This window comes from Blautia sp. CAG:257 (assembly GCF_000433815.1).
Taxonomy (GTDB): domain Bacteria; phylum Bacillota; class Clostridia; order Lachnospirales; family Lachnospiraceae; genus Blautia_A; species Blautia_A caecimuris.
The window spans coordinates 18964-32988 of sequence record NZ_HF999113.1 but is presented as its reverse complement, the minus strand read 5'-3'; the positions used below and the strand labels follow the sequence as shown (position 1 = coordinate 32988).

Below are 14025 nucleotides of genomic sequence, written 5' to 3'. Positions count from 1 at the left end.
AATGGTTCTCCTGTTTCATAATCAACAAGCTGCTCTGCATTTCCATGGTCTGCACAGATAAACATCTGACCGTTTACTTCCTTCAGAGCCTCTACAGCTCTTCCCACACATTCATCCACTGTCTCCACTGCCTTAACTGCTGCAGCTTCCACACCTGTATGACCTACCATATCCGGATTTGCAAAGTTAATGATCACAACATCGTATTTATCGGATCTGATAGCCTCAACCAGCTTATCGCAAACCTGAGGTGCGCTCATCTCCGGCTGAAGGTCATAGGTTGCAACCTTCGGAGATTTTACAAGGATTCTGTCCTCTCCCTTATTTGGCTCTTCTACGCCGCCATTAAAGAAGAAAGTAACATGTGCGTATTTTTCTGTCTCTGCAATACGAACCTGAGTCATATCATGTGCTGCCAGATATTCGCCAAAGGTATTGTGAAGCTGTACCTTGTTAAAGGCTACCATCTTATTCTGGATCGTATCATCATAATTTGTAAAGCATACAAAAGTCAGATCCAGTTTCTTCTCACGCTCAAAGCCTTTGAAATCATCGTCACAGAACGCTCTTGTAATCTCGCGGGCACGGTCCGGACGGAAGTTAAAGAATACAACAGAATCATGGTCCTGAACGGATGCAACCGGCTTTCCGTCTTTTTCGATCACAGTCGGAAGCACGAATTCATCTGTTTTTTCGTTGTCATAGGATGCCTGTACAGCCTGTGCCGCGTCTGTTCCCTTTACGCCTTCACCCTGGGTAAGAGCCTTGTAAGCAAGCTCTACACGATCCCAGCGGTTGTCTCTGTCCATTGCGTAATAACGTCCGGAAACAACGCCGATCTCACCTACGCCGATCTCATTCATCTTGGCCTGCAGCTCTTCAATATATCCTTTACCGGAAGCCGGAGGTGTATCACGGCCGTCCAGGAAGCAGTGAACGTAAACTTTTTTCAGTCCCTCTCTCTTTGCCATTTCCAGAAGTCCGTAAAGGTGTGTATTATGGCTGTGGACACCGCCGCCAGAAAGAAGTCCCATAAAATGAATTGCAGAATCATTGTCCTTTGCATTTTTCATTGCTGCCAGAAGCGCCTCATTCTTAAAGAAATCGCCGTCATTGATTTCTTTTGTGATTCTTGTAAGCTCCTGATATACAATACGTCCTGCACCCATATTCATATGTCCGACTTCGGAGTTGCCCATCTGGCCGTCCGGAAGTCCTACTGCCAGTCCGCTTGCATTTCCTTTTACAAAAGGATAGTCTGCCATCAGGCTGTCCATAACAGGAGTCTTTGCCTCATATACTGCGTTGCCGTCATGTCTGTCATTCAGTCCATAACCGTCAAGGATCATCAAAACAGTTGGTTTTTTGCTCATAATGTTCTCCTTTTTGTATAATTTCTCTGCATAAACGCAGAGTCTTACTTTACTTATTCTTACCTATTATATACTACCAAAAATCAGGAATTTTTCAAGGATTTTCCCGGAAAAATTCCCGGTATTTTATCTGGCGTCTGTCAGGCTGGCACACAGATCATGGCCGAATATCCAGGTCAGCAGCATACAAGTATCTGATCTTTTCTGTTATTCTCCATATACCCGGAGCATACTGGAGATTTTATGTACAAAGCTTCTTCCTGAAAGTTCCTCCATTGCTGTACGGAAATCTCCCTCCCGTACCTTTCCTGTGATGACTACAATCTCTGCGCTTTCATTTGTCTTTGCCTGCTTCTGGATAATCTGGGCCACGCTTACATGATATTTTGCAAAAACAGCAGTCATTTCTGCCAGAACACCGCAGCGATCTTCAACCTGGAGTCTGAGGAAATAGCAGTTCTGTGTATCGGCCATTTTTTTCACTGGTATTGTCTTATAGCAGGTACAGCCGATCCTTGCACAGCAGTCAGCCTTCATGTTGCGGGCAATATCAAAAATGTCTCCCACAACAGCGCTGGCTGTAGGAAGCTCTCCGGCTCCCCTTCCAAAGAACATGGCGTTTTCCACTGCATCTCCATTCACAAATACTGCATTATAAGAATCGTTCACTGAAGCAAGAGGATGTGTGCTTGGAATCAGCATCGGGCATACGTAAGCCTCAATCCCTTCCTCTGTGTTTCTGGCAACCCCCAGAAGTTTTATATCACAGCCCATTTCTTTTGCATAAGAGATATCTTTTGCTGAAATTTTTGTAATTCCTTCAATATATACGTCGTCAAAAACAACTCTGGAGTTAAATGCAACTGAGGCTAAAATTGCAACCTTGCGTCCTGCATCAAGACCTTCAATATCTGCTGTAGGATCTGCTTCCGCATAGCCAAGCTCCGTGGCAAGAGCCAGAGCCTCCTTAAACTCCATTTTATCCTGGGTCATTTTTGTAAGTATAAAATTGGTGGTTCCATTTACAATTCCCATAACCTCTTTCATGTGATTGCCTGCCAGACACTGCTTCAGAGGACGGATAATCGGAATCCCGCCTGCCACTGCCGCCTCAAACAGAAAATCCACCTGATGTGTTTCTGCTGTATCAAGAAGTTCTTTTCCGTATACAGCGATCAGATCCTTATTTGCAGAAACCACATGTTTTCCGGCTTCAAGCGCTTCCAGAATACAGGTTCTGGCAGGCTCAATTCCTCCCATCAGCTCTATAATAATATCAATATCCGGATCATTGACAATTTCTTCCCAGTTGTTTGTAAGCACAGAAGGATCTTCCACCTTTGCCGCCGCCTTTTCCAGATTCCGAACCATGATCTTTTTGATCCGGACAACACTTCCAAGCTTGGCTTCCATCTCCTCTTCCTGATTTTTCAGTACCTTATAAACTCCTGTTCCCACTGTTCCAAACCCAAGAAGGGCTGCATGAATCACCTTTTTCTCCATAAAAAAACTCCTCTCTTTCTCTGACATATGGATGTTTTTTTAATAGTAGACTGCCAGAGGACATTTGTCAAGTAACGTGTTAAAGTTTATGCTGAATTTCCCTTAAAATCCATCTGTAATTACATTTACGCAAAAACACCGCAGAACATTCCGGTCCCGAAATTGTGTTTCCAGAACCGGATATTCTGCGGTGTTTTTATTGGTTAAATATACAGTTGATACTTATTTGTAGTTTACGATCTTTCCGAACTCTTCTTTCAGAGAAGCGCCGCCAACAAGACCTCCGTCGATATCGTTCTGTACGAACAGTTCCGGAGCAGTTGCAGCATTTACAGATCCGCCGTACTGGATACGGATTGCTTCTGCTGTTGCTTCATCATAGATTTCAGCGATGCATGCACGGATTCCTGCGCAAACTTCCTGAGCCTGCTCAGTTGTAGCTGTTTTTCCAGTTCCGATAGCCCAGATCGGCTCGTAAGCGATCACTGCAGTTTTTGCCTGATCTGCTGTTACGTTCTGGAAACCAACCTTAACCTGCTGACGGATGAAATCCATTGTCACGCCCTGCTCTCTCTGATCAAGAGTCTCGCCGCAGCACATGATCGGAGTAATTCCGTGCTCAAAAGCTTTCAGCATTTTTTTGTTTACAGTCTCGTTTGTCTCTGCAAAATATTCTCTTCTCTCAGAATGTCCGAGAACAACATATTTTACGCCTGCATCTGTGAGCATAGCCGGAGAAATCTCGCCTGTGTAAGCGCCTTTCTCTTCAAAGTACATGTTCTCTGCGCCGATCTGGATATTTGTTCCTTTGCAAGCCTCTACAACCGGGATAATGTCAATAGCCGGAACGCAGAATACTACGTCAACTTCTTCATTATTTACAAGCGGTTTCAGAGTTTCTACTAATTTAACTGCTTCGCTGGGAGTCATGTTCATTTTCCAGTTACCAGCGATAATTTTCTTTCTTGCCATTTTTATTTTCTCCTATCTTGTTAAAATTATCTTATATCTGATCTGCCGTCGTAAAACAGGGATTATCATGATTCTCCTCTTCTGCAGGGGAAATCGATTCGCTGCAATACGATTGCCATTTCCCGTGTATTCCCTCAACCAGGCTCGTTTTTGCCTGCTAAGGTATGGAAATGGTCTCGCACTAAATTCACACTAAATCCGGAACTTCACTCTCGCTCGTCCTCATTAAGTGTTTTATTTATCGTTAGCTGCTGCTACGCCCGGCAGTTCCTTACCTTCCAGGAATTCCAGAGAAGCGCCGCCGCCTGTGGAAATGTGGCTCATTTTGTCACCAAATCCAAGCTGGTTTACTGCTGCTGCAGAGTCACCGCCGCCGATGATTGTTGTTGCGTCTGTTTCTGCAAGAGCTTTTGCTACAGCGATTGTACCTTTTGCAAGAACCGGATTCTCAAATACGCCCATCGGTCCGTTCCATACAACAGTCTTGGCTGTTTTAGCAGCCTCTGCATAAATCTCTGCTGTCTTCGGTCCTATATCAAGTCCGAGTACGTCTGCCGGAATTGCATCACAGTCAACATACTCAGCCGGGATCTCAGCATCGATCGGGTTCGGGAAAGATTTTGCGATAGCAGTATCTACAGGAAGAAGAAGTTTCTTGCCAAGTTTCTCTGCTTTTTCGATCATTTCCTTGCAGTAGTCAAGTTTGGTATCGTCTACAAGAGAAGCGCCTACTTCAAGACCTTTTGCTTTAAGGAAAGTATAAGCCATACCGCCGCCGATGATGAGAGTATCGCATTTCTCAAGAAGGTTGGAGATTACGTTCAGTTTATCAGCAACCTTTGCGCCGCCAAGGATAGCAACAAACGGTCTTACCGGAGTTTCTACTGCTTTTCCAAGGAAGTCGATTTCTTTCTGCATCAGGTATCCTACTACACAGGTGTCGATGAATTCTGTAACACCAACATTGGAGCAGTGTGCTCTGTGAGCAGTTCCGAATGCATCATTTACGAATACGTCTGCAAGGGAAGCAAGATCCTTGCTGAAAGCTTCTCCGTTCTTTGTTTCTTCTGCACGATAACGTGTATTTTCAAGAAGAACGATTTCTCCGTCGTTCATAGCGTCTACTGCTGCTTTTACTGTGTCGTCAACAACAACAGGGCTTGCAACAAATTTTACTTCCTGTCCAAGAAGCTCAGAAAGACGAACTGCTACAGGTGCAAGAGAAAGCTCCGGCTTCGGTTCTCCCTTCGGTTTTCCCAGGTGAGAGCAGAGAATGATCTTTCCGCCGTCAGCAACCAGTTTCTTAATAGTAGGAAGAGCTGCCACAAGACGGTTTTCGTCTGTGATCTTTCCCTCTTTCAGCGGCACGTTAAAGTCGCATCTTACCAGAACCTTCTGGCCTTTTACATTGATATCATCAACAGATTTTTTATTTAATCCCATGATCCTATAACCTCCGAATTTTAATAAAAAAGGAATCCGGCCCTAATCAGACCGGACCCCTTACTGAGTCTATTTCATTCTTTCGTATGAAACAATTATGCTCCGAGAAGTTTGCCAAAGTGTTTGATTGTACGAACCATCTGGCTTGTGTAGGAGTTCTCGTTGTCATACCAGGAAACTACCTGTACCTGAGTTGTTCCGTTATCAAGCGGAAGAACCATAGTCTGAGTAGCATCGAACAGAGAACCGTATTTCATTCCTACGATATCGCTGGATACGATCTCGTCTTCGTTGTATCCGAAGGACTCGTTGGAAGCTGCTTTCATAGCTGCGTTGATCTGCTCTTTTGTTACATTTCCTTCAACAACTGCTGTAAGGATTGTAGTAGAACCTGTTGGGGTTGGAACACGCTGTGCAGCACCGATGAGCTTGCCGTTCAGTTCCGGAATAACAAGACCGATAGCTTTTGCAGCACCTGTGCTGTTCGGAACGATATTAACTGCAGCTGCACGGGATCTTCTCAGATCGCCTTTTCTCTGCGGTCCGTCAAGTGTCATCTGATCGCCTGTGTAAGCGTGGATTGTGCACATGATACCTGTCTTGATAGCTGCAAGATCGTTAAGAGCTTTTGCCATCGGAGCAAGGCAGTTTGTTGTGCAGGATGCAGCGGAGATGATCTTGTCTTCGCTTGTAAGACCTTCGTGGTTTACATTGTAAACGATTGTCTTAAGGTCGTTTCCTGCCGGAGCGGAAATGATAACGTGTTTAGCGCCAGCATCGATATGAGCCTGAGCTTTATCTTTGGATGTGTAGAATCCTGTACACTCAAGAACAACGTCTACGCCGATCTCTCCCCAAGGAAGCTCTGCAGCGTTAGCTTTTGCATAGATTTTGATTTCTTTTCCATCAACTGTGATAGAGTCTTCTCCAGCCTCTACTTTGTCACACAGTTCATATCTGCCCTGTGTAGAGTCATATTTTAATAAGTGAGCCAGCATTTTCGGGGAAGTAAGGTCGTTGATAGCAACGATTTCAAATCCTTCTGCTCCAAACATCTGACGGAAAGCCAGACGACCGATACGGCCAAATCCATTAATTGCAACTTTTACTGCCATGATAAATTCCTCCTATGAATTAAATGGTTGATTATGGCGCTCCCTCTATTGTTAAAGAAACGTCAACCTGAACATATTGTATCGAATCTCATACAAAAATTCAAGACTATTTTGGAAAAAACATTACAAAAAAAGTAAATCTCTGTGCTATAATCGGCTTATAACATACATAACGGAGGGTTTCTATGAAAAACAGCATTTTATGGGACTGTCATATGCACTCTTCTTTTTCTGCCGATTCCGACACAGACATGGAAAATATGATCAAAAACGCTATATCACGGGGACTTGAGGGTGTCTGCTTTACCGAACATCTGGATCCGGACTATCCGCCCACCCCGGATCAGCAGGTTTTTCATCTGGAAGTGGAGGCATATGCAGACAGGCTTGCTTTTTTAAAAGAAAAATACAAAGACAGTATTACGGTGAATTTCGGTATTGAATACGGGCTTCAGCCCCATCTGAAAAAACATTTCAGCGAACAGTTAAGCAGATTTCCCTTTGATTTTGTCATTGGTTCCTCTCATGTCGTTCACGGTCAGGACCCTTATTACGGGGAATATTTTAAAAACCGTGAGGAAGCCCGGGGCTACAGAGAATATTTTGAATCAATTCTGGAAAATCTGGATGTGTTCTCAGAAATGGATGTATACGGACATATCGACTATATTGTACGCTACGGCCCAAACAAAAATCTTTATTACAGCTATGAACGATATCAGGATATTCTTGACGAAATACTTCGTACTCTGGTCCGTAAAAATATCGGGATTGAACTGAATACAGGCGGTTATCATTATGGTCTTGGAGAACCCAATCCCTGCACTGCAGTGATCCGCCGTTACCGCCAGCTGGGAGGCGAGATTATTACAGTTGGCGCAGATGCCCATTCTCCGGAAAAAATAGCTTTTGCCTTTGACAAGGCTACAGATGTTCTGATTGACTGCGGTTTCCGGTATTATACCATCTTCAAAAACAGAACGCCGGAATTTATCCCTCTAAAATAAGTGATCATCAACTGCAGCTTTTGCTTTTTCCCTGCTGCAAAAGCTGCATCGTCTGTGCATCATTCCAATTTCCATATACAATAATAAGGAAGTTTCTCAACACAGATATCGTCTCTGTACTGCCGACATAAAACGTCTGTGCTGATTCTGCACTCTCTTTCTGTGTGCATCCTGCAAAAACAACATAACGCGGATTTTGTCCATAGAATTTTTATATGATTCATTTCTGTTCACAGGTCACCATAATTCATCTCTGCCTGATCGTTTACTCTGGCATACTTGACATTTCACTACTACCCTTGTAAGATTACTATAAAACCTGTCAGACAATACTGAAAAACAGGCGAAAAATTGTATTTTAAAACAACTAATTGTGTTGGAAAATCAGCGAAATCCCATTATTTTTGTAGAAGAAAATATTTTCTGCTGATTCTCATGATAAGCAAAGGAGAATGATTATGGCAAAGAAAAGACTCCAGAAAAAGAAAGCTGCGGCAAAGGCTGAAGCAGAACGTATAAAAACTGCTTCCGGCTCTGTACAACATAGTAATGCAAAACTTGAAACGAAAAAAACAGAGGTTGAAAAAATCGCCACCTCCAAAACAGAGCCCGTTAAGGTTGAAACAAAGAAGACTGAGCCTGTTAAGGTCTCTACCTCTAAAACTGAGCCTGTTAAGGTCGAAACCAAGAAGACTGAGTCCGTTAAAGTCTCTACCTCTAAAACTGAGCCTGTTAAGGTGGAAACAAAGAAGACCGAGCCCGTTAAAGTCTCTACCTCTAAAACTGAGCCTGTTAAGGTCGAAACAAAGAAGACCGAGCCTGTTAAAGTCTCTACCTCTAAAACTGAGCCCATTAAGGTCGAAACAAAGAATACCGAGCCTGTTAAGGTCGAAACAAAGAAGACTGAGCCTGTTAAAATTCCGGCTGTGGAAAAAGATACGGCTGTCTATCAGGAGCGTCTGAACCGTCATATGGATGAACTGAAATGGCTGTACTGTGAGCTTTACCAGGATGATCCTCAGGTTATGGAGCATCTCACTCAGCTTCTTGACGGGCTGAAAGGTTTTTATGATGCGCGAAACGCAGATCTGAAGGCTTCTGATCTTTCCCGCGAAAAAGATCCACGTTGGTATAAGCGCAACGATCTTACTGGAATGATGATGTATGTAAACTCCTTTGCCAAAACCCTGAGCGGTCTGGAAGGCAGGCTGGATTATGTACAGGAGTGTAATGTCAACTATCTTCATCTGATGCCGCTTCTGGCCTCTCCGAAAGGCCGCAGTGACGGCGGATACGCTGTTTCGGATTTTCGTTCTGTTCAGCCAGAGCTTGGAACTATGGATGAATTTTCTCACCTGACCTCAGAATGTCATAAACGCGGAATCAGTGTATGCCTTGATTTCGTTATGAATCATACCTCTGAAGAGCATGAGTGGGCAAAGCGTGCCCGCGCCGGGGAAAAAGAATATGAGGATCGTTATTTCTTCTTTGATTCCTATGATATTCCTGCGCTTTATGAAAAAACCTGTCCTGAAGTATTCCCCACCACTGCTCCGGGAAACTTTACCTGGCTGGAAGATATCCGGAAGCATGTTATGACTACTTTTTATCCCTACCAGTGGGATCTGAATTACCGCAATCCTGTAGTTCTTAATGAAATGGTCTTTAATATGCTTTATCTTGCAAATCAGGGCGTTGATATTATACGGCTTGACGCAGTTCCCTATATCTGGAAACAGCTTGGAACCAACTGCCGCAATCTCCCCCAGGTACACACCATTGTCCGCATCATGCGTATGATCTGTGAGATTGTCTGCCCCGGTGTGCTTTTACTTGGTGAAGTTGTTATGTCCCCGGAAAAAGTAGTTCCTTATTTCGGAACTGTTGAAAAACCGGAATGTCATCTTCTTTACAATGTGACAACCATGGCAACTACCTGGCACACTGTTGCAACCAGAGACGTCTCCCTTCTGCGCCGCCAGCTTGATATTGTTGCTGAACTGCCCCGCGATTATGTTTTCCAGAACTATCTCCGCTGTCATGACGACATCGGCTGGGGACTTGATTATGATTTTCTGAGCTGCTCCGGAATTCAGGAGATTCCTCATAAAAAATACCTGAACGCCTTCCTCACCGGAAGCTATCCGGACTCCTTTGCAAGAGGAGAACTGTACAATGATGATCCAAGGCTTGGAGATGCCCGTCTCTGCGGAACAACTGCTTCTCTGTGCGGCATCGAGCGCTTCGGATTTGAAAGAAACGAAGACGGAGTAAACCGGGGAATCCGATACGACATTACGCTCCATGCCTTTATGCTTTCTCAGTCAGGAATTCCTGTCATTTACAGCGGTGATGAAATCGGTCAGCTGAATGATTATTCTTACAGAGAAGATCCGGAAAAGGCAGAGGATTCCCGCTATCTCCACAGAGGTGATTTTAACTGGGAACTTGCTGAAAACCGTAAAAAGCCTGAAACTGTACAGGGAAAACTGTTTCCTGCCCTTGATCATCTGGAAAAAATCAGAAAAGAGCATACTGTATTTAACAGCGACACCGCCCTTCGCACCATTGATACATGGGATTCTTCTGTTCTTGCTCTTGTACGCGAGAATGAAGAAGAAAAATTCATCGGAATCTATAATTTCAGCGAATATGATAAGGTCGCATGGATCAATGAAGAAGACGGTATATATACAGATCTGATCTCCGGGCGTAAAATGGAAGCCAAAGGAGTTCAGATACCTGCTTTTGGATGCTTCTGGCTTTGCAGAAAAAAATAATCTGTCTGACAGACTGTGCCTTTTCAGACAGGAGACAAAAGAGAACAGGCCTGACACGATTTCGCTGTCAGGTCTGTTCTCCTTTTACACAAAATAAAACCGGGCTTTTATCTTTCCACAATTTTCACTCTGTTATTTTCTCAAAATGAATTCCGGACTTTTTACTACATATTCACTTTCTCTGTAACAGGCACCTCTCTCACCTTTTTACTCTGCCAGTTCTCTGACCGCCTCTATCCCTGTCCGTATCTCTTCTTCTGTATTAAAATGGCTGAAGCTGAAGCGTACTGCTCCCTGCGCTTCAGTTCCCAGCGCCTGGTGCATCAAAGGGGCACAGTGAGCCCCGGTTCTTGTGGCAATGCCATAATCCATATACAGGGCATCTCCCACTTCACCAGAATCATAATCCCTGATATTCAAGGTTACTATGGCGCAGCGGTTCATGGTACGGAAATCCCCATAAACCTTCACTCCCGGAATATCTCTGACTCCCAGATAGAACTGCTTCATCAGAGCCTGCTCTTTTGCGCGTATGGAAGCAATCCCCTGCCGATTCAGATAGTCCACAGCAGCCCCAAGTCCTGCCAGACCGTGTCCGTTCAGGGTTCCTGCCTCCAGAACAACAGGCATTTGTGAAGGATGTTGTTTCTCAAAGGTCTTTATGCCGCTTCCGCCGGACTTCAATGGACGAACATACACCCCTGTCCTCACATATATACCTCCTGTTCCCTGGGGGCCCAGAAGTCCCTTGTGTCCGGTAAAGCAGAGAATATCAATATTCATCTTCTGAACGTCAATATCAAATACTCCGGCAGTCTGGGAGACATCCACCACAAAAAGAATCCCCCTCTCCCTTGCTGCTGCGCCAATTTTTTGAATATCCGGTACATTACCTGTAAGATTTGAGCCATGGGTACAGATAAAGGCCTTTGTATTGGGACGGACTGCACGGATAAAATCTCTCGGGTAAACCATTCCGTACTCATCACAGGGAAGGATTGTCACTTCCACACCTTTTTCTTCCATCTCATAGAGAGGACGAAGCACGGAATTGTGTTCCAGAACCGTAGTAATCACATGGTCTCCCGGCTTCAGGATTCCTTTGATCGCAGTGTTCAGGCTCTCTGTGGAATTTAAAGTAAAAGCGATCCTGGACGGATCCTCTCCATGAAAAAAATCTGCAACCCTTTCCCTGACTCCATAAATATTCCGGGAAGCATCAAGGGACGCCTCATGGGCGCCCCTTCCTGCATTTCCCAGAGAATTCAAAGCCTGTGCCACCGCACGAACCACTGTTTCCGGTTTATGAATGGTGGTGGCTGCATTATCAAAATAAATCATAACGCATCTCCTCTGTTCTATATGTTTCTGCCGCAAAGCGCAGCCCCGATGGCTCCTGCATATCGGCATTCCGGTCCTGTAAGCACAGGAGATCCAAGCTTCTGTTCCAGGATTTCCTGCAGATAACCGCATTCACACAGGCCTCCGGTAAGAAATACTTCTCCGGCTCCCACATTCATCTTACTGCACTGGGAGACTACTTTATCCGCAATAGAATTTACCACTGCAAAAGCAATATTTTCCTTTTTCTCCCCCTGACCGATCAGGCTGATCACCTCAGATTCTGCAAAAACCGTGCACATGGAGCTGATTTTTACATCCTGGCCTCCGATGTCAATGACTGTCATATCTTTTTTCTTATGAAGCCATACTGCGCCTCTGGCATGGCAGGTAATCTCAGTTACGGTTTTGTCTGCATAGGGTACAGATACCCTTCCATAGCCGGTAGCCACAACCTTTGCGCAGGCAGATCCAATGTCTATTCCAATATATTCCATGATCGCCTGTTTCCTTGTTTTTATAATTTCATCCAGACTTTCTGTTCCACCACAATATTCAGACTTTCCACCTTGTGCTTATACTTTTCATAATCCTCTTCCGGCATTTTCCAGGCAAGTCCGCAGCCTGCTGTGATCTCCCTCGGAACCGGAATCAGACGTCCGGGTATCTTATTCTGACCGCACTTTTTTTCCATGGACATGGCTGCCGTTGTAGTGGAAAAAGTCAGTACCACACAGGGCTTTTTTTCTCTTATCATGGTTTGACGATCAGGGATGCCTGGCTCATTTTTTCTGCGATCACATACATATTTGTCACACTTCCCACCTGAAGCTTTTCTGACAGTCCGTAAAAATTCAGGCAGGTTCCACAGGCAAGGATCTCCACTCCCTGAGCCTCCAGACTCTTCAGATCCTCCAGTGTGGGCGCATCCTCACAGACCAGCTTCACTCCGCCATTATAAAACAGTATGGTAGAAGGAAGCTGTTCCTGCTGAGAAAGTGCATAAATATAGCTTTTCATCAACGCTGTTCCAAGCTCCGGATCTCCCTCTCCCATACACTGAGAGGAAATTACCACTACCGTGTTCTTACGTCTCATGTCCGGAATACAGGAAGTCGCCTGTTCCTGCATCTGCCCTGCCCCTTCTTCCGTCACATGGATCTCAACACGGAATTTCTTTTCCTCCAGCTTTTCAGAAAAAACCGAATAACCGCTGCTCTTTCCCAGCTTTGTCAGATTCTGAACTGCGATCTCATTGTCTACAAAGATTTCTACTGTGCCTCCCTGCGCTTTCAGCTCTTCTATAACCTTTTTTGTTTTTACTACAGGGATCGGACAGGCATCTCCCATTGCATCTACTGTTTTTTTCATAACCATATCCACCTTTCTTTTCTTTCAATTTTATTTAGACTGACTGACTATCTCCGGGAATACCTCCGGACAGATATTTTCTTCTGTTCAGCCGCCTCACCACTGGCATTGCTCTGTTTCCTTACATCTTATGGCAGCAGCGCTCCGCATCCTCTTGTTCAGATTACTGTTCATACAGCCTGTTTCCTTACACACTATGGCAGCAGCGCTCCGCTCACTTCTGATATGCCTTCAGAAACTTTATAAATTCCCCTGCACATTCTTTTAAAATATAGTTTTTCTGGTACACAATATAAAATTCCCTTCCGGCAAATTCCTCCGGCAGACTGAATTGAAGAAGCCGCCTGGATTCCACATAATCCTTCACAGCCTTTTCGGATACAATGGAAATTCCCAGACCTCCTGCCACCAGATTTTTAATTGATTCCTGATCATTGATTCTGGCTGCAACGTGAAGTTTTTCTTCCTTGATCCCCATTTTTTCCAGAAATCTTCCTGCGCTTTTCCCGCTTCCGCTGCCCTTCTCACGAAGTATCACCGGCTCCTGAAACAGGCATTCCACAGGCATTTCTTTCTGCTCCTTCATTCTGAGAAACTTTTCTTTTACAGGAGTGATCACCACCAGCCTGTCCCGGTAAAACTGTTCAAATGCCAGAAGCTCGTCCTCAGTTTTCATTCCAACCAGCCCAAGATCATAAGTTCCTTTATGTACCTCGTCAATCACCTTCTGGCTGTCCATCTGATCAATGGAAAAATATACATTTTCGTGTTCTTTTCCAAAAGCAGGAAGTACCTCCGGCAAAATATAGGCGGAAGGTATGGTAGAAACTCCCATGCGGATAACCTCTGCCTCCCGGCCGTTCCAGCTGTTTATCAGATCATCCCGAAGCTTCAGGATATTCTGGGCGCAAACAAAAAACTCCTGTCCTCTCCGGGTCACCTCAAAGTTTTTGGCAGTGCGGATGATCAGCCTGGTATGCAGCTCTTCTTCCAGATTCTTCAGATGAATGCTGATGGTAGGCTGAGAAATCCCCAGAGCCTCCGCAGCCGTTGTTAGATTTTTATATTTTACAATGGCAATATATGATTCTAACTGTTTAAATTCCATAATCCTTAACCT

The 14025-nt window shown here is 44.6% G+C and carries 12 protein-coding genes; 2 read left to right on the top strand and 10 right to left on the bottom strand.

Annotation, left to right across the window (positions count from 1 at the left end):
- From gpmI to gap, 5 genes are all read right to left on the bottom strand, one after another.
- Window positions 1-1373: 2,3-bisphosphoglycerate-independent phosphoglycerate mutase (gene gpmI / locus QVP40_RS12645; protein ID WP_288200561.1), on the bottom strand; the 1373-nt coding region annotated here is incomplete at its 3' end.
- A gap of 207 nt (window positions 1374-1580) precedes the next feature.
- Window positions 1581-2876 carry a homoserine dehydrogenase gene (locus tag QVP40_RS12640; protein WP_022068752.1) on the bottom strand — a complete coding sequence of 432 codons (1296 nt, stop codon included), beginning with the start codon at window positions 2874-2876 and terminating at the stop codon, window positions 1581-1583.
- A gap of 222 nt (window positions 2877-3098) precedes the next feature.
- Window positions 3099-3848, bottom strand: a complete 750-nt coding sequence (gene tpiA / locus QVP40_RS12635; RefSeq protein ID WP_022068751.1) for a triose-phosphate isomerase — start codon at window positions 3846-3848, stop codon at window positions 3099-3101.
- A 234-nt stretch (window positions 3849-4082) separates the two neighbouring features.
- A complete protein-coding gene (locus QVP40_RS12630; RefSeq protein WP_022068750.1) occupies window positions 4083-5291 on the bottom strand; it encodes a phosphoglycerate kinase in 1209 nt (402 codons plus the stop codon).
- A gap of 95 nt (window positions 5292-5386) precedes the next feature.
- The gene (gene gap, locus QVP40_RS12625; protein ID WP_022068749.1) at window positions 5387-6406 is read right to left on the bottom strand and encodes a type I glyceraldehyde-3-phosphate dehydrogenase; all 1020 of its coding nucleotides are present in this window, start codon (window positions 6404-6406) and stop codon (window positions 5387-5389) included.
- Between the two features lie 185 nt (window positions 6407-6591).
- On the opposite strand from gap, the gene QVP40_RS12620 reads away from it, so the two are divergent.
- Together QVP40_RS12620 and QVP40_RS12615 are read left to right on the top strand one after the other, a co-directional pair.
- Entirely contained in the window at window positions 6592-7413 is an 822-nt protein-coding gene (locus QVP40_RS12620) for a histidinol-phosphatase HisJ family protein (protein WP_022068748.1), read from the top strand.
- Window positions 7414-8384: 971 nt separating this feature from the next.
- Window positions 8385-10193 carry an amylosucrase gene (locus QVP40_RS12615; protein ID WP_288200565.1) on the top strand — a complete coding sequence of 603 codons (1809 nt, stop codon included), beginning with the start codon at window positions 8385-8387 and terminating at the stop codon, window positions 10191-10193.
- A 207-nt stretch (window positions 10194-10400) separates the two neighbouring features.
- Here the strand turns inward: QVP40_RS12615 and QVP40_RS12610 are convergent, their stop codons facing one another.
- The 5 genes from QVP40_RS12610 to QVP40_RS12590 all read right to left on the bottom strand — a co-directional run bounded on the left by QVP40_RS12610 (window position 10401) and on the right by QVP40_RS12590 (window position 14013).
- Window positions 10401-11534 carry an aminotransferase class V-fold PLP-dependent enzyme gene (locus QVP40_RS12610; protein ID WP_022068746.1) on the bottom strand — a complete coding sequence of 378 codons (1134 nt, stop codon included), beginning with the start codon at window positions 11532-11534 and terminating at the stop codon, window positions 10401-10403.
- A gap of 17 nt (window positions 11535-11551) precedes the next feature.
- Window positions 11552-12031, bottom strand: coding sequence for a BadF/BadG/BcrA/BcrD ATPase family protein (locus QVP40_RS12605; RefSeq protein ID WP_022068745.1), 480 nt, complete (start codon window positions 12029-12031; stop codon window positions 11552-11554).
- A gap of 20 nt (window positions 12032-12051) precedes the next feature.
- Entirely contained in the window at window positions 12052-12291 is a 240-nt protein-coding gene (locus tag QVP40_RS12600; protein ID WP_022068744.1) for a DUF3343 domain-containing protein, read from the bottom strand.
- The gene (gene yedF, locus QVP40_RS12595) at window positions 12288-12905 is read right to left on the bottom strand and encodes a sulfurtransferase-like selenium metabolism protein YedF (RefSeq protein WP_022068743.1); all 618 of its coding nucleotides are present in this window, start codon (window positions 12903-12905) and stop codon (window positions 12288-12290) included. Before yedF ends, QVP40_RS12600 begins: the two co-directional genes overlap by 4 nt.
- A gap of 214 nt (window positions 12906-13119) precedes the next feature.
- Window positions 13120-14013, bottom strand: a complete 894-nt coding sequence (locus QVP40_RS12590; RefSeq protein WP_022068742.1) for a selenium metabolism-associated LysR family transcriptional regulator — start codon at window positions 14011-14013, stop codon at window positions 13120-13122.
- Between the last annotated feature and the right edge of the window lie 12 nt (window positions 14014-14025).

What these genes read in the sequence shown, in the direction of transcription:
- QVP40_RS12600 (WP_022068744.1), bottom strand. Translation starts at nt 12,291, where the DNA reads ATGATAAGAGAAAAAAAGCCCTGTGTGGTACTGACTTTTTCCACTACA.
- QVP40_RS12590 (WP_022068742.1), bottom strand. Translation starts at nt 14,013, where the DNA reads ATGGAATTTAAACAGTTAGAATCATATATTGCCATTGTAAAATATAAA.
- QVP40_RS12610 (WP_022068746.1), bottom strand. Translation starts at nt 11,534, where the DNA reads ATGATTTATTTTGATAATGCAGCCACCACCATTCATAAACCGGAAACA.
- QVP40_RS12640 (WP_022068752.1), bottom strand. Translation starts at nt 2,876, where the DNA reads ATGGAGAAAAAGGTGATTCATGCAGCCCTTCTTGGGTTTGGAACAGTG.
- gap (WP_022068749.1), bottom strand. Translation starts at nt 6,406, where the DNA reads ATGGCAGTAAAAGTTGCAATTAATGGATTTGGCCGTATCGGTCGTCTG.
- QVP40_RS12620 (WP_022068748.1), top strand. Translation starts at nt 6,592, where the DNA reads ATGAAAAACAGCATTTTATGGGACTGTCATATGCACTCTTCTTTTTCT.
- QVP40_RS12630 (WP_022068750.1), bottom strand. Translation starts at nt 5,291, where the DNA reads ATGGGATTAAATAAAAAATCTGTTGATGATATCAATGTAAAAGGCCAG.
- QVP40_RS12615 (WP_288200565.1), top strand. Translation starts at nt 8,385, where the DNA reads ATGGATGAACTGAAATGGCTGTACTGTGAGCTTTACCAGGATGATCCT.
- QVP40_RS12605 (WP_022068745.1), bottom strand. Translation starts at nt 12,031, where the DNA reads ATGGAATATATTGGAATAGACATTGGATCTGCCTGCGCAAAGGTTGTG.
- yedF (WP_022068743.1), bottom strand. Translation starts at nt 12,905, where the DNA reads ATGAAAAAAACAGTAGATGCAATGGGAGATGCCTGTCCGATCCCTGTA.
- tpiA (WP_022068751.1), bottom strand. Translation starts at nt 3,848, where the DNA reads ATGGCAAGAAAGAAAATTATCGCTGGTAACTGGAAAATGAACATGACT.